This is a genomic window from Streptomyces sp. NBC_01506 (assembly GCF_045040295.1).
GTDB lineage: Bacteria > Actinomycetota > Actinomycetes > Streptomycetales > Streptomycetaceae > Streptomyces.
On the sequence record NZ_CP109422.1, the window covers coordinates 3105190 to 3121865 of the forward strand.

The window sequence follows — 16676 nt, forward strand, 5'->3', positions numbered from 1 at the left end:
CGGATGGCGGCACCCGTCGGCGCGACACGCCCGGCGTCCGTCGAACGCAACGCCAAGGTCGCCCAAAGGGCGTGTCCATCGCCTGAATCCGGCACCCGCGCGACCTAGGTTGTTCCGGTGGAGCAGCACAGGACACGTCCCCCCCAGCGCCGGCCGAGGCCGCCGCAGAGCCCTCTCAGCCCGCAGGGCGCCGTCGCCGAGGCCGCCGCCGTCCACCGGGTTCCCGCACCGACCACGCGCCGGGTGCCGCCCGTCGTACTCACCCTGCGCAGACTCCCGAATCCCATGCTGACGGGGCTGGGTGCCGGGCTGTTCGCCGCCGCCGCGATGTTCCTGATCGGGTGCCTTGACCAGTTGCTGTTCGACGGTGAGCCGCTGGTCTACGGGGTGCTGTTCCTGCCGGTCAGCGCCCTGACCGCGCTGTGGGTGCGGACCGCCGATCTGGTGACCGCCCCGATCAGCGTGCCGATCGCCTTCGCCTTCGGCACCATCCCGATCTCCGGCGGGACGAGCGGCTTCGGCGGTCAGACGATGGCCGTCGTGACCGCGCTGGCCGTGCAGGCGGGCTGGCTGTACGGCGGCACACTCATCGCCGGGGTCATCGCCTCCGTACGGAAGGTCCGCCAGATGGGCCGCCGACAGCGCGCACGCGACGCGGCTGCCGCCCGCAGCGCGAGCGCGGCTGCGGGCGCGAGTGCCGGTGCCGGTGCCGGTGCGAAGGCGGGCGCGAAGACGGGTGGGAAGCGCGGGGCGAAGGCCGCCACCGGCGGCGCGAGCTCGGTCGCCCGCCGGGGCTAGGCCCTGTCCGGCGGATCTTCGGGGGTCCGGGACGCCTGGCACGGCACCTCCCCGCGTTGTCGGAGTCATCCAAGTACGTCCAGTACGAGGATGATCCTCCGCCTTGCGACGCACCGCACCAGCCGCCCCGGCCTGATCCCCGAAGATCCGCCGGACAGGACCTAGACGCCGGACAGGCTCCGTGAGCCCGTCCGGCGCGTTGTCTCAGTGGTGTGCCGCCATCATCGCCGCTCCCACGATTCCCGCGTTGTTCTGAAGCTGCGCCGGGACGATCTCCGCCTTGACGCCTTCGATGAGCGGGATGAACTTGTCCGCCTTGCGGCTGACGCCGCCGCCGATGATGAACAGCTCCGGCGAGAACAGCATCTCCAGGTGCGCCAGATACTTCTGTACCCGGTGCGCCCAGTGGTGCCAGCTCAGGTCGTGGTCCTCCTTGGCCTTCGTCGACGCGTGCTTCTCCGCGTCGTGGCCGTTCAGCTCCAGATGACCCAGCTCGGTGTTGGGGACGAGCCTGCCGTCGATGAAGAGGGCGCTGCCGATCCCCGTACCGAAGGTCAGCAGGAAGACGGTGCCGTGCCGGCCCTTGCCCGCGCCGAAGGTCATCTCCGCGACGCCCGCCGCGTCCCCGTCGTTGACGATCGTGACGGGCAGGTTCAGCCGGTCGCCGAGCAGTGTGCCGGCGTCGGTGTCGATCCAGCGCTTGTCGACGTTGGCGGCCGTGCGGACCACCGAGCCCGTGACCACCCCGGGGAAGGTGATGCCGACCGGGCCGGACCAACTGAAGTGCTCGACCACCTCTGCCACACAACCGGCCACCTCGTCGGGTGTGGCCGGCTGCGGGGTGAGCACTTTGTGGCGCGGTTCTGCCAGCTCACCGCGCTCCAGGTCCACGGGCGCGCCCTTGATGCCAGAGCCGCCGATGTCCACTCCGAAGACGTTCATGGACGCAACGTTACGGGGAGATGACCTGGTCGCCCTACTTCTCGGCCAGGGCTGCGGCCTCCGCGCGCAGGTCGCGGCGCAGTTCCTTCGGCAGCGAGAAGACGATCGACTCCTCGGCGGCCTTGACGATCTCGACGTCTTCGAAGCCGTGCCCGGTGAGCCATTCCAGGACGCCTTCGACCAGGATCTCGGGGACGGAAGCGCCGGAGGTGACGCCGACCGTCGTGACGCCTGCCAGCCACGCCTCGTCGATCTCGTCGGCGGAGTCCACCAGATGGGCGGCACGGGAGCCCGCGCCGAGGGCGACCTCGACCAGCCGTACCGAGTTGGACGAGTTCTTCGACCCGACGACGATGACCAGGTCCGCGTCGGCGCCCATCTGCTTGACGGCGATCTGCCGGTTCTGGGTGGCGTAGCAGATGTCGTCGCTCGGCGGCGAGATCAGCAGCGGGAACTTCTCCTTGAGCTTGTCGACCGTCTCCATCGTCTCGTCCACGGAGAGCGTCGTCTGGGAGAGCCAGACGACCTTGGACTCGTCGCGTACCTCGACGTTGGCGACATCGCCGGGTCCGTCGACCAGGGTGATGTGGTCGGGGGCCTCGCCGGAGGTGCCGATGACCTCTTCATGGCCGTCGTGGCCGATCAGCAGGATGTCGTAGTCGTCGTTGGCGAAGCGGACGGCTTCCTTGTGGACCTTGGTGACCAGGGGGCAGGTCGCGTCGATGGTCGCGAGCTTGCGGTCGGCGGCCTCGTCGTGGACGACGGGGGCCACGCCGTGCGCGGAGAACATGACGATCGATCCCTCCGGGACCTCCGCCGTCTCCTCGACGAAAATGGCGCCCTTCCTCTGAAGGGTCTGCACGACATACTTGTTGTGGACGATTTCGTGGCGGACATAGATCGGTGCCCCGTACTGCTCCAGGGCTTTCTCCACGGCGATCACGGCACGGTCGACGCCGGCGCAGTAACCACGAGGCGCGGCGAGCAGGACGCGCTTGCCGGCGCGGCGCGCGGTGTCTCCACTCGGGGTGGCGGCGGGCGACGGGCTGGGCGTAGCAGTCATGCCCACCATCGTAAGGCCGTCCAGAAGAGGCGGAAGATCACCCGCAGGACCGAAACTGGGCCTACGTGATCGACGGAGGGACGCGATGGCCGACAGCGGTGCGGGCGATGCGGACAGTACGGGTGGTACGGGCGGTACGGACCCGCGTGCGGGCGACGGCGCCGCGGGCTCCGGCTCCGGCTTCGGCTCCGGCTTCGGCCGCAAGCCTGATCCGGGCCTGATTTCTGACGATCCCTCCGGTGCGCACGCGCTGGGCGGGCTGCGGCGGACTCTCGGGTTCCGCGATCTCGTCGTCTACGGGCTCCTCTTCATCGCGCCCATGGCACCCGTCGGCGTCTACGGCACGCTCGACGCCAAGTCGCACGGGGCCGTCGCGCTCGTCTACGTCTTCGCCACCATCGCCATGGCGTTCACGGCCTTCAGCTACGCGCAGATGATCCGGGTCGCTCCGCAGGCCGGTTCGGTCTTCGCGTACGCCCGCAAGGGGCTCGGTGAGGGACCGGGGTTCATCGCGGGCTGGATGGCGATGCTCGACTATCTCCTGATCCCGGCCGTCGCGTATCTCTTCGCCGGTATCGCGATGGAGGCGCTGGTGCCCTCCGTCGACCGGTGGATCTGGACCGGGATCGCCGTCGTGATCACCACGCTGCTCAATCTCTGGGGCGTACGGGCCGCCGCGCGTGTCGGCTTCTTCGTGCTCGCGATGGAGCTTGTGGTGCTGATGGTGTTCGTGGTGTCGGCGATCGTGGTGCTCGTACAGGACGGGGCGACGCGCGGCTGGCTGTCACCGTTCACCGGCGACCTGAGCTTCTCCTTCACCGCGGTGCTCGGCGCGGTGTCGGTCGCCGTGCTGTCGTATCTGGGCTTCGACGCGATCGCCTCGTTCGCCGAGGAGGTGACGGGCGGCTCGCGGAAGGTGGCGCGGGCCGTGCTGTTCTGTCTGGCGCTCGCCGGTGTGCTGTTCGTGGCGCAGACCTATCTTGTGGCGCTCCTGGAACCGCTCAGTTCGGCGGAGCTGGCCGCCGACCCGGTCAAGCAGGGGTCGGCCTTCTACGACGCCGTGGACGCCTCCGTAGGAACGTGGCTGCACGACCTGGTCGCGGTGAGCAAGGCGATCGGCGCCGCGTTCGCCGCGCTGGCGGGACAGGCGGCGGCCGGCCGGCTGCTGTTCGCGATGGGCCGGGAGCGCCGGCTGCCGCGGCTGCTGTCGCGTACGGACGGGGGGACGCCGCGCGTGGCGCTGCTGCTCGCGGCGGTGGTGACGCTGATCGCCGCCGTGTGGGCGGCCAGGCGTGACGACGGGCTGGACCATCTGGTGTCGGTGGTCGACATCGGGGCGCTGTCGGCGTTCATCCTGCTGCACGCGTCGGTGGTCGGGTGGTACGCGGTACGGCGCATGGAGGGCCCGCCGCGGATCCTGGCGCATGTGGTGGCGCCGGTCGTCGGCGCCGGTGTGCTGGTCGCCGTGATCGTGGAGGCGTCGGGGTCGGCGCAGGTGGTGGGTGCGATCTGGCTGGCGGCGGGGCTGGTGGTGCTCGCGATCCAGTGGCGCCGTCGCGCACTCGCGCCGGGGGCGCCGAAAGGTTCGTAAGTGACGGACAGCCTGTACGTCCCGTAGGGACGGGCGGCCGACGCGTCCCGCACCCTCCGACGCGGGCCGCGTTGTCGGAGGCGGCCGATACGCTCGACCGTATGGCTCTCAACACGTCCGCGGACGCCCCGCTGCCCGTCGGTGAGGTGTCGCGCCTCATCGGCGGCTGGATCGACCGGCTCGGCGCCATCTGGGTCGAGGGACAGATCACCCAGCTCTCGCGCCGGCCGGGGGCCGGGGTCGTGTTCCTGACGCTGCGCGACCCGTCGTACGACATCTCGGTGAGCGTCACCTGCTACCGGCAGGTCTTCGACGCGATCGCCGACATCGTGTCCGAGGGCGCGCGCGTCGTGGTGCACGCGAAGCCGGAGTGGTACGCGCCGAGGGGCCAGCTCTCGCTGCGGGCCACCGAGATGAAGCCGGTCGGCATCGGCGAACTGCTCGTCAGGCTGGAGCAGTTGAAGAAGTCGCTGGGCGCCGAAGGGCTGTTCGCCGCCGATCGCAAGCGGCCGCTGCCCTTTCTGCCGCAACTGATCGGGCTCGTCTGCGGCCGGGCGTCGGCGGCCGAGCGGGACGTCCTGGAGAACGCGCGGCGGCGCTGGCCCGCCGTCCGCTTCGAGGTCCGCAACACCGCCGTGCAGGGCGTCAACGCGGTGAGCCAGGTCGTCCAGGCGGTCAAGGAGCTGGACGACCTGCCCGAGGTCGACGTGATCGTCGTGGCGCGTGGCGGCGGCAGTGTGGAGGATCTGCTGCCCTTCTCGGACGAGCAGTTGGTACGGGCGGTGGCCGCCTGCCGTACGCCCGTCGTGTCGGCGATCGGCCATGAGCCCGACTCCCCGTTGCTGGACCTGGTCGCCGACGTACGGGCGTCGACGCCCACGGACGCGGCGAAGAGGATCGTGCCGGACGTCGGTGAGGAGCTGGACCGTGTGCAGGCGTTGCGGGACCGGGCGCTGCGGACGGTGCGGGGGCTGCTCGACCGGGAGGAGCGCGGGCTCGCCCACGCGCTGGCCCGGCCGGTGATGGAGCGGCCCCTACGGATGGTGGAGGAGCGCGAGAGCGAGATCGACGCGCTGGTCGACCGCAGCCGGCGGGTGCTGCGGCATCTGCTGGACCGCGCGGACTCCGAGCTGTCGCACACCCGCGCGCGCGTGGTCTCGCTGTCGCCGGCGGCGACGCTGGAGCGCGGCTATGCCGTCCTGCAACGGCCGGACGGGGCCGTCGTCCGCTCCCCGGCGGAGGTCTCGGCGGATCAGGAGCTACGGGCCAGGGTGGCGGAGGGCGAGTTCACGGTGCGGGTCGCCGCAGACGCCAGGGTCGCAGGGGGCACCGGGGCCGCAGGGGGCGCCGAATGAGCCGGGGGCGCCAGGGTGGCCGGGGGCGTACGGCGCGGGCATCTCTACACGTATTCGTTGTCGCATTCGTTGTCGCAGACCGGATTTAGGGTGGATTACATGGACAGGACGGACAGTGGGACAGCAACGGCCGCCGGCGCGGACGCGCCCGGTTACGAGCAGGCGCGGGACGAGCTGATCGACGTCGTGCGCCGTCTGGAGACCGGCGGTACGACGCTGGAGGAGTCGCTGGCCCTGTGGGAGCGGGGCGAGGAGCTGGCCAAGGTCTGCCGCCGCTGGCTGGACGGCGCGCGCGCCCGCCTCGACGCCTCGCTCGCGGACCCGGCGCCCGCCCCCGACCCCGAGTCCTGACGCCCGAGACCCCGGGCCGGGAGGGGACCACCGGCCGCCGTCGCAGAACGCGCATTGTCAACATCGTGTGAAGCGAGTCACCGCAGCCCCGGTTTTAGTTGAAAGTTAATACACCCAGGCGTACGGTTGCGGAGTCGTTTGATCGATCATTCGATCGACCTGCCCGTTCGGAAGGTACGCCCCCATGTCCCTCGCTCTTGACCCCGCCGCCCAGGACCTCCTCTTCCGCGAGGCCCACACCGCCAAGACGTTCACCGACGAGCCGGTGACCGAAGAGCAGATTCAGGCGATCTACGACCTGGTGAAGTTCGGCCCCACCGCCTTCAACCAGACGCCGCTGCGTGTCGTCCTGGTCCGCTCCGCCGAGGCCCGCGAGCGCCTGGTCAAGCACATGAGCGAAGGCAACAAGGCCAAGACGTCCAGCGCCCCGCTGGTCGCGATCTTCGCCGCCGACAACGAGTTCCACGAGGAGCTGCCCCAGCTCCAGCCGACCGCCCCCGGGCTCAAGGACGCTTTCTTCTCCGAGCGCCCGGTGCGTGAGCAGAACGCCGCGATGAACGCCACGCTCCAGGCCGCCTACTTCGTCGTCGGCATCCGAGCCGCCGGGCTGGCCGCGGGCCCGATGAGCGGCTTCGACCACGCCGGCGTCCAGAAGGAGTTCCTGGACGGCGACCACACACCCCTGATGATCGTGAACATCGGCAAGCCCGGCGAGGGCGCCTGGGGCGAGCGCTCCCCGCGTCTGACCTTCGACGAGGTCGTCACGACCGTCTGAGGCATCAGGAACGTCGCACGACGAGGCCGCCGCCCCTGCCCGGGGCGGCGGCCTCGTCGTCGCTCTCGGACCGCTCGCTCAGGCCGCCCCGGAGGTCTGCGGCTCGTTGTCGGACTCCAGCGCCCGAAGCATCTCGATCATCCGCTCGTACGGCGCCGTGCCCGTCACGACCGTCGTCACCCCGTCCTCCGTGCGCACGAAGGCGTCGTACTTCGACCCTTCCAGCCGCTGCCACGTCTCGCCGCCCACCTCAGCGGTCTTTCCCGTGTCCTCGGCGTCGTGCGTCACCTTGGCGATGTACTTCCCCGGCGCGGCCGTCGACTGCTCGACCGCCACATACTCACGGTCGGGGTCGAGGAAGCCGAGATGCCAGGAGTGACCGGCCTTCCGCTCGTACGACACGGAGGTCGGCTTCCAGTCCTTCGGGAGTCCCTTGGGAGCCAGTACCGGATACGGCGCGGCTCGCTGCGCCGTCGCCAACTCGACGCGGTAGTCGACCGCCTGGAGGGCGTCCGCGTTCTCGTCCTGGGGATTGGTCAGATAGAAGATCCCGGCGACGGCGACGATGAACGCCATCGACAGGATCATGTTCCACACCGTCTGGTTGCCTCGCTTCGCTGCCACCTCCCCATCGTCCCATCAAGGGTTCACGCTCATACGTGGGCCCCTCTGCTCATTTTGTCGACGTACCGATAGAGTCGCAGCACCCTCATTTCCGGCCGTCGCCGTGCAGAAAGGTGCGTTCCGATGACCGAGCATCAACTCCCGTCCCCACTGGAGGTCTCTCCCGAGGCCCCGGACCGCAACCTCGCCCTCGAGCTCGTACGGGTCACCGAGGCCGCCGCGATGGCGGCCGGCCGCTGGGTCGGACGCGGGGACAAGATCGGCGCGGACGGCGCGGCCGTGAACGCCATGCGCACCCTCGTCTCCACCGTCTCGATGAACGGCGTCGTCGTCATCGGCGAGGGCGAGAAGGACGAGGCCCCGATGCTGTTCAACGGCGAGCGGGTCGGCGACGGGACCGGCGCCGAGGTCGACATCGCCGTGGACCCGATCGACGGCACCACGCTCAACGCGAAGGGCATGCCCAACGCCATCGCCGTACTCGCGGCGGCCGACCGGGGCACCATGTTCGACCCGTCGGCGGTCTTCTACATGGACAAGCTGGTGACCGGGCCCGAGGCCGCCGACTTCGTCGACATCAACGCCCCCGTCTCGGTCAACATCCGCCGGGTCGCCAAGGCCAAGAAGTCGTCCCCCGAGGACGTCACGGTCGTCATCCTCGACCGCCCCCGCCATGACGACATCGTCAAGGAGATCCGCGAGACGGGCGCGCGGATCAAGTTCATCTCGGACGGCGACGTGGCCGGCTCGATCATGGCCGTACGCGAAGGCACGGGCGTCGACCTGCTGATGGGCATCGGCGGCACCCCCGAGGGCATCATCTCGGCGTGCGCGATCAAGTGCCTGGGCGGCACGATCCAGGGCAAGCTCTGGCCGAAGGACGCCGCCGAGCGGCAGCGGGCGCTCGACGCCGGGCACGATCTGGACCGGGTGCTGTCGACGGACGACCTGGTCAGCGGCGACAACGTGTTCTTCGTCGCGACGGGCATCACGGACGGCGAGTTGCTGCGCGGGGTGCGCTACCGCTCGGAGACCGCGACCACCCAGTCCATGGTGACGCGTTCCAAGTCCGGCACGATCCGGCAGATCGATTCGACGCACCGGCTGTCGAAGCTGCGCGCGTACAGCACGATCGACTTCGACCGCGCGAAGTAGCTGGACGCGGTACGCGGTACGCGGTGCGTCGTACGCGTGAAGCCGGGGCGCTCCTCATGTGCGGCAGGGGCGCCCCGGTCACGTCCGGACGAAACGACAACCCGCGGTCAGCCCGCGGCGGCGATCCGGCCCGCGGCCGACGCCGCGTTCCGCAACTCCACCTCACGGCGCCTGCGGCGCGCCAGGACCACACGGCGCTCGGCGGCGGTCAGGCCGCCCCAGACTCCGTACGGCTCCGGCTGGAGCAGCGCGTGTTCGCGGCAGTCGACCATCACCGGACACCGGGCGCAGACCCGCTTGGCGGCCTCCTCACGCGCCAGCCTCGCGGCCGTCGGCTCCTTCGATGGGGCGAAGAACAATCCGGCTTCGTCCCGGCGGCACACCGCCTCCGAATGCCAGGGTCCGGCCTGATCCTCCCGAGCGGGACTCCGCTGGGGCGGTACGGCGGCGACCTGCAGGGGCTGATGCGGCAATGGCAGCACGGTCCACTCCTGACGACGGCTTCGCGAGCGAGAGACGATGCAGCAGTCCCTACCCGCTGTGCGCGCGCCTAAGCACTGAGTGGCACTGGGATGCGACGTGCGGAACGCCGTACGGAACGGCGCACGCGCCGCGCGCGGCAGGCCGAAGGCCGTCCCGGACCGGAGACGGGACCGGAAGCGGAACGGATCAACAACCCGAAGACGGCGGTCAGTTGCCCCTCGACACCGGCGCACCGGTTCCACCCCGCGCGCCGGCGCACCGCCGCGAGCGGTCAGTGACCCAGGTGCTTGCGCAGCCGCCGGTTGAGGTCCGCGATGAACTTGCCGCGCTTCGGCTTGGCCTCGATGCTGCCGAACACCGAGTAACCGTTGACGACCACGACCGGGGCGTCCGTGTCGGTGCCCTCCAACGTGCTGACCTCGAAGTTGCCGAAGATGCCGGTGCCGCCGCCGCGCAGCGAGATGTTCTCCGGGACCCGGACCTCGACCGAGCCGAAGATGGCGGTGGCGTTGATCACGGTCGTGCGCTGCGCGAAGATCGCCTCGGTCAGGTCGATCTCGATGCTGCCGAAAAGCGCGAAGGCGTTCGTACGGCGGCCCACCCGCCAACGGCCCTTGCGGGTCGAGCTGCTGAAGATCGCGACCATCGTCTCGGCGGGCTCGGCCTCGTTGTCGGGACCGTACGTGTGCCCCGCGGTGGTCGGGCGCCCGGTGGTCGGCGTATCGGGCAAGTCCTTGACCAGCGGCTCCAGTTCGCCCATGGTCTTGGCGCGGTAGACGGCGTCGATCCGCTCGGAGTGTTCCTCGGCATCCAGGCGACCGAGCGCGAGGGCTTCCCTGAGGATGTCGGCGATCCGGTCCCGATCGGCGTCGGAGGCCCGGATACCGGCGTGGGGCTCCGCCGGCGCGACCGGCTTCTGGGGGTGCTTTTCGAGGTCCACGGCACCAGAGTAGCGAAACGCGATAGATCGCGACTAGGGGCTGTCGTCCGGATCAGGCCGGATCAGGGAGCGCCCGCCGCGCGCAGCGGCTGATGTCACGTTGGTGCGTGCGATCGCAAGGCGGAGGAGGGAGGCATGGCGGAGCCATGCCGACCGACGACAACGGAGGGGGTACCTCCCGTGCCCCCTCGGGGGCTACGGGGGAGAGCGTGCGTGCCAGGGACCGCGAGCCCGGCAAGATCCGGACGACAGCCCCTGGGGGGCGACACCGGCGGGGTTGGCCGAAGCCGACCCCGAGCACCCCAGCCCGCAGCCCGCAGCCCCCAGCCCGCACTCGACCCCGCCTCCTACTGAGTCTCACCTCACCCCGTCCGCCCGCGTGCCACGTCTTACGCTGAGTGGTGCGCTGTCCGACGAAGGTCAGCCGCCGTCTGCCGAGTGAGGAATGGCCGAAATGCCAGAGTTTGCGTACTCCGATCTGCTCCCGCTGGGAGAGGACACCACGCCGTACCGCCTGGTGACCGCCGACGGTGTCTCCACCTTCGAGGCCGACGGCCGTACGTTCCTCAAGGTCGCCCCGGAGGCGCTGCGTACGCTCGCCGCCGAGGCGATGCACGACATCTCGCACTATCTGCGCCCCGCCCACCTCGCGCAGTTGCGCAGGATCGTCGACGACCCGGACGCGTCGTCCAACGACAAGTTCGTGGCGCTCGACCTCCTGAAGAACGCCAACATCGCAGCCGCCGGTGTGCTCCCCATGTGCCAGGACACCGGCACGGCCATCGTCATGGGCAAGCGCGGACAGAACGTCCTTACGGAGGGCGGCGACGAGGCGGCCCTGTCGCACGGCATCTACGACGCGTACACGAAGCTCAACCTGCGCTACTCGCAGATGGCCCCGCTGACCATGTGGGACGAGAAGAACACCGGCTCGAACCTGCCCGCGCAGATCGAGCTGTACGCGACCGACGGCGGCGCCTACAAGTTCCTCTTCATGGCCAAGGGCGGCGGCTCGGCCAACAAGTCGTTCCTCTACCAGGAGACGAAGGCCGTCCTGAACGAGACCTCCATGATGAAGTTCCTGGAGGAGAAGATCCGTTCACTCGGTACGGCCGCCTGCCCGCCGTACCACCTGGCGATCGTCGTCGGCGGCACGTCCGCCGAGTTCGCGCTCAAGACCGCGAAGTACGCCTCCGCGCACTATCTGGACGAGCTGCCCGCCGAGGGCTCCCCCGCCGGCCACGGCTTCCGTGACAAGGAGCTGGAGGAGAAGGTCTTCGAGCTGACGCAGAAGATCGGTATCGGCGCGCAGTTCGGCGGCAAGTACTTCTGTCACGACGTGCGTGTCGTACGGCTCCCCCGGCACGGCGCCTCGCTGCCGGTCGCGATCGCCGTCTCCTGCTCGGCGGACCGCCAGGCGACCGCGAAGATCACCACCGAGGGCGTGTTCCTCGAGCAGTTGGAGACCGACCCGGCGCGCTTCCTGCCCGACACCACCGACGAGCATCTGGACAGTGCCGAGGAGAGCGATGTCGTACGGATCGATCTCGGCCGGCCGATGGACGACATCCTGGCCGAGCTGACCCGGCACCCCGTCAAGACCCGGCTGTCGCTGACCGGAACGCTCGTCGTGGCGCGCGACATCGCGCACGCCAAGATCAAGGAGCGGCTGGACGCGGGCGAGGAGATGCCGCAGTACTTGAAGGACCACCCGGTGTACTACGCGGGGCCCGCCAAGACGCCCGAGGGGTACGCCTCCGGGTCGTTCGGCCCCACGACGGCGGGACGGATGGACAGCTACGTGGAGCAGTTCCAGGCGGCCGGCGGCTCGAAGGTGATGCTCGCGAAGGGCAACCGCTCGAAGCAGGTCACCGACGCGTGCGGCACGCACGGCGGCTTCTACCTCGGTTCGATCGGCGGCCCGGCGGCGCGGCTCGCGCAGGACTGCATCCGCAAGGTCGAGGTCCTGGAGTACGAGGAGCTGGGCATGGAGGCGGTCTGGAAGATCGAGGTCGAGGACTTCCCCGCGTTCATCGTCGTGGACGACAAGGGCAACGACTTCTTTACGGAGCCCGCGCCGGCGCCGACGTTCACCAGCATCCCGGTGCGGGGTCCCGGCCTCGCGTAAGCAGCGGCAGCGCGCAGGAGCCCCCGGCGGAGCGGTACCGTCGGGGGCTCCGTGACGCCCGGGATCAGACGAACCGCTGGTTCGCCGACCCGTCGCAGTTCTGGAGCCGCAGCGGGTCCTGTGCCGACGCCAGCGTCAGACAGAGCGTGCCCGCCGACGCCGGGCGGATGGTGCCCGCCTCGCGTACGAACTTCTGGTTCTCGCCGCCGTGGCAGTCCCACAGCGTGAGCGCGGTGCCCGCGCGGTAGGTGCCGGACGGGACGTCGAGGCAGCGGTCATGGCTCAGCTCGCTGTGCAGCGAGCGGGCGCCGGCACCCGTGCTCGTGTCGTACCACCAACCCTGGTTACGGCCGTCGTGGCAGTTGTAGCCGGTGACCTTGGAGCCGTTGCGGGTCTTCGACGCGCTCACGTCGACGCACGTCCCGGTCGCCGCGTTCTTCAGTGGCCGGAACGCGTCGTCCCAGCCGCCCGGTTGGAGTACGGGCCGCCCCGTACTCGCCGGATCGGCGCAACTGGCCTCGTTCAGGCCCGAGTCGTACAACTGGGTCAGACACGACGCGAAGGCGACGTGTCCGGCGGCGTTCGGGTGGAAGGACTGGCGGACCGAATTCTCGCTCGGCGGGAAGGGGTTGCCGAGGTCGATGAACAGACCCCGTGCCCAGTCGTCGTCCGTGCACACCTCATGGCCGTGGAACAGCCGCGAGTTGTCCAGGTACACCGCGCCCGAGTTCGCGGCGGCCCGGCGCACACCGCTCTGGAAGGCGGGGACGGCACCGTCGCGGGCCCAGGCGGCGTCCTCGTCGTAGCCGGTGCAGCCGCCGGGGATCTTGCCGGGGAAGTTCGGGTTGTCGCCGTAGTCGGGCGTGAGGGGGCCCGGGTAGCCCATCACGACGAGCTTGTAGTCGCCGTCCGCGTAGCCCGCGTCGCGCATGACGCCGCGCAGATCGGCCACGGTCGACTCGACCTTCGGTACGAGGCCGTCGACGCGGGCCTGCCAACCGGCCTGGTACTTACCGGCGCACGGCCCCTGGAGGGTGAACCAGCGCAGCACGCAGTCGGTGATCACCGGACCGAACTGGAGATCGTCGTTCGCCCCCGCCACCAGCACCACCATCTTGATCCTGGTGTTGCGCGCCTTGATCGCGAGGCTGTCGCTCTGCACGAGTTCATCGGCGTACTGCGCCGTGCCGCCGGCCCGGATGTTGACGGTCGAGGCGCCCGAGCAGGAGACGTTGTACGTGACGTCCGCCGAGATGCCGGTGCGGTGGATCGCCGCGTCGGGCGAGCGGTGGCACCAGTTGTCGGGCCCGTTCGTGCCCGGCTCGTAGGTGCCGACGCCCTCGCCGGATATCTCGCTGTCGCCGAGCGAGATGAGCCCGGTCTTGCGCTGGTCGGGCGGGCGCTCGGCGGAGTCGCCGTACAGGCGGGTGGCCTCGGCCGCGCGGATCGTTTCCAGGGCGGGCGGCAGCGGGGTGGACGCGCGGACGGCGGCGGGCGCGCCGGTGGGGGCCGCCGCCTGGGCCGTGGGGGTAAGTGCGACGAGTCCGACGACGACGGTCGCGAATGCGGCGAGCGTGGCGACGGTACTTCGGAACGTGGGTCTCGTACGGTGCATGGCCTCCCCGATCTCAGTGTTACCAAGGGTTTTTACTGGCGGGTAAGGGACTTGGGAACACTCCGAACAAGACAATTGCTCAACTTCTGTAGGAGGTACGACCACGATGACCAGCGACGCGAGCACACCCGGGGACACACCCAGGGACACATTTGGGGACACACCGGCCACCGGCGCGGCCTACCGCACCGAGCACGACTCCATGGGCGAGATCCAGGTCCCCCTCGACGCCAAGTGGCGCGCCCAGACCCAGCGGGCCGTACAGAACTTCCCCATCTCGGGCCGGCCCATCGAACGCGCCCATATCGAGGCCCTGGCCCGTATCAAGGCCGCGGCCGCCACCGTCAACGCCGAACTCGGCGTGCTGGCCCCGGACATCGCCGAGGCGATCCGCGGCGCGGCGGCCGAGGTCGCGGAGGGCCGCTGGGACGAGCACTTCCCGGTGGACGTCTTCCAGACCGGCTCGGGCACCTCGTCCAACATGAACGCCAACGAGGTCATCGCCACCCTCGCCACCGAGCGCCTGGGCCGTGACGTACATCCGAACGACCACGTCAACGCCTCGCAGAGCTCCAACGACGTGTTCCCCTCCAGCATCCACATCGCCGCGACGGCCGCCGTCACCGCCGATCTGATCCCGGCGCTCGGCCATCTCGCCGCCGCGCTGGAGAGCAAGGAGCGGGAGTTCGCGGACGTCGTGAAGTCGGGCCGTACGCATCTGATGGACGCGACGCCCGTCACGCTGGGCCAGGAGTTCGGCGGCTACGCGGCGGCCGTCCGGTACGGGATCGAGCGGCTTCGGTCGGCTCTCCCGCGACTGGCCGAGCTGCCCCTGGGCGGTACGGCGGTGGGCACCGGCATCAACACGCCGCCCGGCTTCCCGGCCGCCGTCATCGCCGAGGTGGCCCGTACGACGGGGCTGCCGCTGACCGAGGCCAGGAACCACTTCGAGGCGCAGGGCGCGCGCGACGGGCTCGTGGAGACCTCGGGCCAGCTCCGTACCGTCGCCGTCTCGCTCACGAAGATCTCCAACGACCTGCGCTGGATGGCGTCGGGGCCGCGCACCGGGCTGGCGGAGATCAATCTGCCCGATCTCCAGCCCGGCTCGTCGATCATGCCGGGCAAGGTCAATCCGGTGATCCCCGAGGCCGTGCTGATGGTGGCCGCCCAGGTCACGGGCAACGACGCGACCGTCGCCACGGCCGGGGCGGCGGGGAACTTCGAGCTGAACGTGATGCTGCCGGTGATCGCCAGGAACCTGCTGGAGTCCGTACGGCTGCTCGCCAACGTGTCCCGGCTGCTGGCGGACCGCACCGTCGACGGCATCACGGCGAACGTGGAGCGGGCCAAGCTGTACGCGGAGTCGTCCCCGTCCGTCGTCACCCCGCTGAACAAGTACATCGGTTACGAGGAGGCGGCGAAGGTCGTCAAACGGTCGCTGGCGCAGCGGCGCACGATCCGCGAGGTGGTGCTGGAGGCCGGCTATGTGGAGCGCGGCGATCTCACGCTGGAGCAGTTGGACGAGGCGCTCGACGTCCTGCGGATGACGCGGCCGTAGGCCCGGTCCGGGTGCCTGGTGGCCGCCGGGACGGGGCCGGGGCCGGGACGGGGCCGGGACGGGGGCCGGGACGGGGGCCGGGACCTGGACCGGAACCGACAAGATCGAGCCGTCCGGACGTACCTCACAGCGCCCGCGCCGCCCCCGCCCTAAGATCTGCGCATGACAGGTACGGACGGCATTCGACACTGGGACCGGGGCGAGCGGATCCTCTGGCGCTACCGGGACAACGGCTCCGGCCATGTGCACATCTGCCGCCCGGTGACCGTCGTCCAGGACACCGACGAGCTGCTTGCCGTGTGGATGGCGCCGGGCACCGAGTGCGTCAAGCCGGTGCTCGCCGACGGCACTCCCGTGCACCACGAACCGCTGGCCACCCGGTACACGGCGCCGCGCACGACGGCCCGTGCCCACTGGGAGGGCACGGGTGTGCTGAAGCTGGCCAGGCCCGGCGAGCCGTGGTCCGTCTGGCTGTTCTGGGAGCCGGGCTGGGAGTTCCGGAGCTGGTACGTCAACCTGGAGGAGCCGCGCCTGCGTTGGGCGGGCGGTGTTGACTCCGAGGATCACTTTCTGGACATCTCGGTCTATCCGGACCGCAGTTGGCTCTGGCGGGACGAGGACGAGTTCGCCGAGGCCCAGCGGGCCGGGCTGCTGGACGCCGGGCAGGCGCTGCGCGTGCGGGAGGCCGGGAGCGCGGCGGTCGAGATGATCAAGGCGTGGGGGGCGCCGTTCTCCGCGGGGTGGGAGAACTGGCGGCCCGATCCGCGCTGGTCGGTGCCCGAGCTGCCGACGGGCTGGGACCGGGCCCCCGCTCCGGCGAAGGTCCGGACCAGATGAGACGAACGGCAGGTCGCCGCACCTACCTGGTGATCACCGGGGCGGGTTCGCCGACGTCGTGAGACCCTTGATGCGTCCCAGGGGTTCAAACGTAGGATCGTCCTCCGCGAGGCCGCGCGCGACCAACGCGCGGGCGGGGCACCGGAGCTGACCTACAGTCATATGGCTGGACCGTCGAGCCCGCACGACGTACAAGGCACCGCGTACCAAGCACAAACACCAGCACCGCGTACCAAACACGACCAACGAGCACGACGCAGGACGCACGAAGCACGACGCACGAAGCACGCGAGAACGACTCGCACGACCAACGAGCCGCAGACAGCCGCAGGACACGCAGGACAGCCGCACACCAGCCGCTGGACATCGACCGAGGGGGTGAAGCCGTGCAGGACGCCTGCCACCCTCACGCCCGCGCTCACGGCGCCCGCGCGGGCAGTTTCCGGCGGAAGGTCCCGGTG

At 70.2% G+C, this 16676-nt stretch carries 15 protein-coding genes; 9 read left to right on the forward strand and 6 right to left on the reverse strand.

The window, feature by feature from the left end; genetic code table 11:
- Nucleotides 1-117: 117 nt before the first annotated feature.
- Entirely contained in the window at nucleotides 118-798 is a 681-nt protein-coding gene (locus tag OG329_RS13250) for a DUF6542 domain-containing protein (protein ID WP_405795123.1), read from the forward strand.
- 204 nt (nucleotides 799-1002) lie between these two features.
- Here the strand turns inward: OG329_RS13250 and ppgK are convergent, their stop codons facing one another.
- A complete protein-coding gene (gene ppgK / locus OG329_RS13255; protein WP_405795125.1) occupies nucleotides 1003-1740 on the reverse strand; it encodes a polyphosphate--glucose phosphotransferase in 738 nt (245 codons plus the stop codon).
- Nucleotides 1741-1774: 34 nt separating this feature from the next.
- A complete protein-coding gene (locus OG329_RS13260) occupies nucleotides 1775-2803 on the reverse strand; it encodes a 4-hydroxy-3-methylbut-2-enyl diphosphate reductase (RefSeq protein ID WP_405795127.1) in 1029 nt (342 codons plus the stop codon).
- A gap of 85 nt (nucleotides 2804-2888) precedes the next feature.
- Here OG329_RS13260 and OG329_RS13265 point away from each other — a divergent pair, with 85 nt between their 5' ends.
- The 4 genes from OG329_RS13265 to OG329_RS13280 all read left to right on the forward strand — a co-directional run bounded on the left by OG329_RS13265 (nucleotide 2889) and on the right by OG329_RS13280 (nucleotide 6875).
- Complete coding sequence (locus OG329_RS13265) at nucleotides 2889-4394, forward strand: APC family permease (RefSeq protein WP_405795129.1); 1506 nt, start codon at nucleotides 2889-2891, stop codon at nucleotides 4392-4394.
- A gap of 101 nt (nucleotides 4395-4495) precedes the next feature.
- Complete coding sequence (gene xseA, locus OG329_RS13270; RefSeq protein ID WP_405795131.1) at nucleotides 4496-5749, forward strand: exodeoxyribonuclease VII large subunit; 1254 nt, start codon at nucleotides 4496-4498, stop codon at nucleotides 5747-5749.
- A gap of 99 nt (nucleotides 5750-5848) precedes the next feature.
- Entirely contained in the window at nucleotides 5849-6100 is a 252-nt protein-coding gene (locus OG329_RS13275) for an exodeoxyribonuclease VII small subunit (protein ID WP_405795133.1), read from the forward strand.
- Between the two features lie 184 nt (nucleotides 6101-6284).
- The gene (locus OG329_RS13280) at nucleotides 6285-6875 is read left to right on the forward strand and encodes a malonic semialdehyde reductase (protein WP_405795135.1); all 591 of its coding nucleotides are present in this window, start codon (nucleotides 6285-6287) and stop codon (nucleotides 6873-6875) included.
- A gap of 78 nt (nucleotides 6876-6953) precedes the next feature.
- Here OG329_RS13280 and OG329_RS13285 read toward each other — a convergent pair whose 3' ends face one another.
- Nucleotides 6954-7499 (reverse strand): DUF4245 domain-containing protein, encoded by a 546-nt coding sequence (locus tag OG329_RS13285; RefSeq protein WP_405795137.1) that lies wholly within the window; start codon nucleotides 7497-7499, stop codon nucleotides 6954-6956.
- Nucleotides 7500-7622: 123 nt separating this feature from the next.
- On the opposite strand from OG329_RS13285, the gene glpX reads away from it, so the two are divergent.
- On the forward strand, nucleotides 7623-8654 hold the full coding sequence (glpX, locus tag OG329_RS13290; RefSeq protein ID WP_405795139.1) for a class II fructose-bisphosphatase: 1032 nt from the start codon (nucleotides 7623-7625) through the stop codon (nucleotides 8652-8654).
- 107 nt (nucleotides 8655-8761) lie between these two features.
- On the opposite strand, the gene OG329_RS13295 is transcribed toward glpX, so the two are convergent.
- Nucleotides 8762-9136 (reverse strand): WhiB family transcriptional regulator, encoded by a 375-nt coding sequence (locus tag OG329_RS13295; RefSeq protein ID WP_147874052.1) that lies wholly within the window; start codon nucleotides 9134-9136, stop codon nucleotides 8762-8764.
- A 272-nt stretch (nucleotides 9137-9408) separates the two neighbouring features.
- Nucleotides 9409-10077 carry a DUF1707 domain-containing protein gene (locus tag OG329_RS13300; RefSeq protein ID WP_405795142.1) on the reverse strand — a complete coding sequence of 223 codons (669 nt, stop codon included), beginning with the start codon at nucleotides 10075-10077 and terminating at the stop codon, nucleotides 9409-9411.
- A 445-nt stretch (nucleotides 10078-10522) separates the two neighbouring features.
- Here OG329_RS13300 and OG329_RS13305 point away from each other — a divergent pair, with 445 nt between their 5' ends.
- A complete protein-coding gene (locus OG329_RS13305) occupies nucleotides 10523-12205 on the forward strand; it encodes a fumarate hydratase (protein ID WP_405795144.1) in 1683 nt (560 codons plus the stop codon).
- A gap of 64 nt (nucleotides 12206-12269) precedes the next feature.
- Here the strand turns inward: OG329_RS13305 and OG329_RS13310 are convergent, their stop codons facing one another.
- Nucleotides 12270-13820, reverse strand: coding sequence for a ricin-type beta-trefoil lectin domain protein (locus tag OG329_RS13310; protein ID WP_405795146.1), 1551 nt, complete (start codon nucleotides 13818-13820; stop codon nucleotides 12270-12272).
- A 106-nt stretch (nucleotides 13821-13926) separates the two neighbouring features.
- On the opposite strand from OG329_RS13310, the gene OG329_RS13315 reads away from it, so the two are divergent.
- Nucleotides 13927-15378, forward strand: coding sequence for a class II fumarate hydratase (locus OG329_RS13315; RefSeq protein ID WP_405795148.1), 1452 nt, complete (start codon nucleotides 13927-13929; stop codon nucleotides 15376-15378).
- Between the two features lie 162 nt (nucleotides 15379-15540).
- Nucleotides 15541-16215 carry a DUF402 domain-containing protein gene (locus OG329_RS13320; protein WP_405795150.1) on the forward strand — a complete coding sequence of 225 codons (675 nt, stop codon included), beginning with the start codon at nucleotides 15541-15543 and terminating at the stop codon, nucleotides 16213-16215.
- Nucleotides 16216-16676: the final 461 nt, after the last annotated feature.

Bases quoted from the DNA above. Each gene is read 5' to 3' on its own strand.
- OG329_RS13320 (WP_405795150.1), top strand. From the start codon at position 15,541: ATGACAGGTACGGACGGCATTCGACACTGGGACCGGGGCGAGCGGATC.
- xseA (WP_405795131.1), top strand. From the start codon at position 4,496: ATGGCTCTCAACACGTCCGCGGACGCCCCGCTGCCCGTCGGTGAGGTG.
- OG329_RS13280 (WP_405795135.1), top strand. From the start codon at position 6,285: ATGTCCCTCGCTCTTGACCCCGCCGCCCAGGACCTCCTCTTCCGCGAG.
- ppgK (WP_405795125.1), bottom strand. From the start codon at position 1,740: ATGAACGTCTTCGGAGTGGACATCGGCGGCTCTGGCATCAAGGGCGCG.
- OG329_RS13305 (WP_405795144.1), top strand. From the start codon at position 10,523: ATGGCCGAAATGCCAGAGTTTGCGTACTCCGATCTGCTCCCGCTGGGA.
- OG329_RS13275 (WP_405795133.1), top strand. From the start codon at position 5,849: ATGGACAGGACGGACAGTGGGACAGCAACGGCCGCCGGCGCGGACGCG.
- OG329_RS13315 (WP_405795148.1), top strand. From the start codon at position 13,927: ATGACCAGCGACGCGAGCACACCCGGGGACACACCCAGGGACACATTT.
- OG329_RS13265 (WP_405795129.1), top strand. From the start codon at position 2,889: ATGGCCGACAGCGGTGCGGGCGATGCGGACAGTACGGGTGGTACGGGC.
- OG329_RS13310 (WP_405795146.1), bottom strand. From the start codon at position 13,820: ATGCACCGTACGAGACCCACGTTCCGAAGTACCGTCGCCACGCTCGCC.
- glpX (WP_405795139.1), top strand. From the start codon at position 7,623: ATGACCGAGCATCAACTCCCGTCCCCACTGGAGGTCTCTCCCGAGGCC.
- OG329_RS13260 (WP_405795127.1), bottom strand. From the start codon at position 2,803: ATGACTGCTACGCCCAGCCCGTCGCCCGCCGCCACCCCGAGTGGAGAC.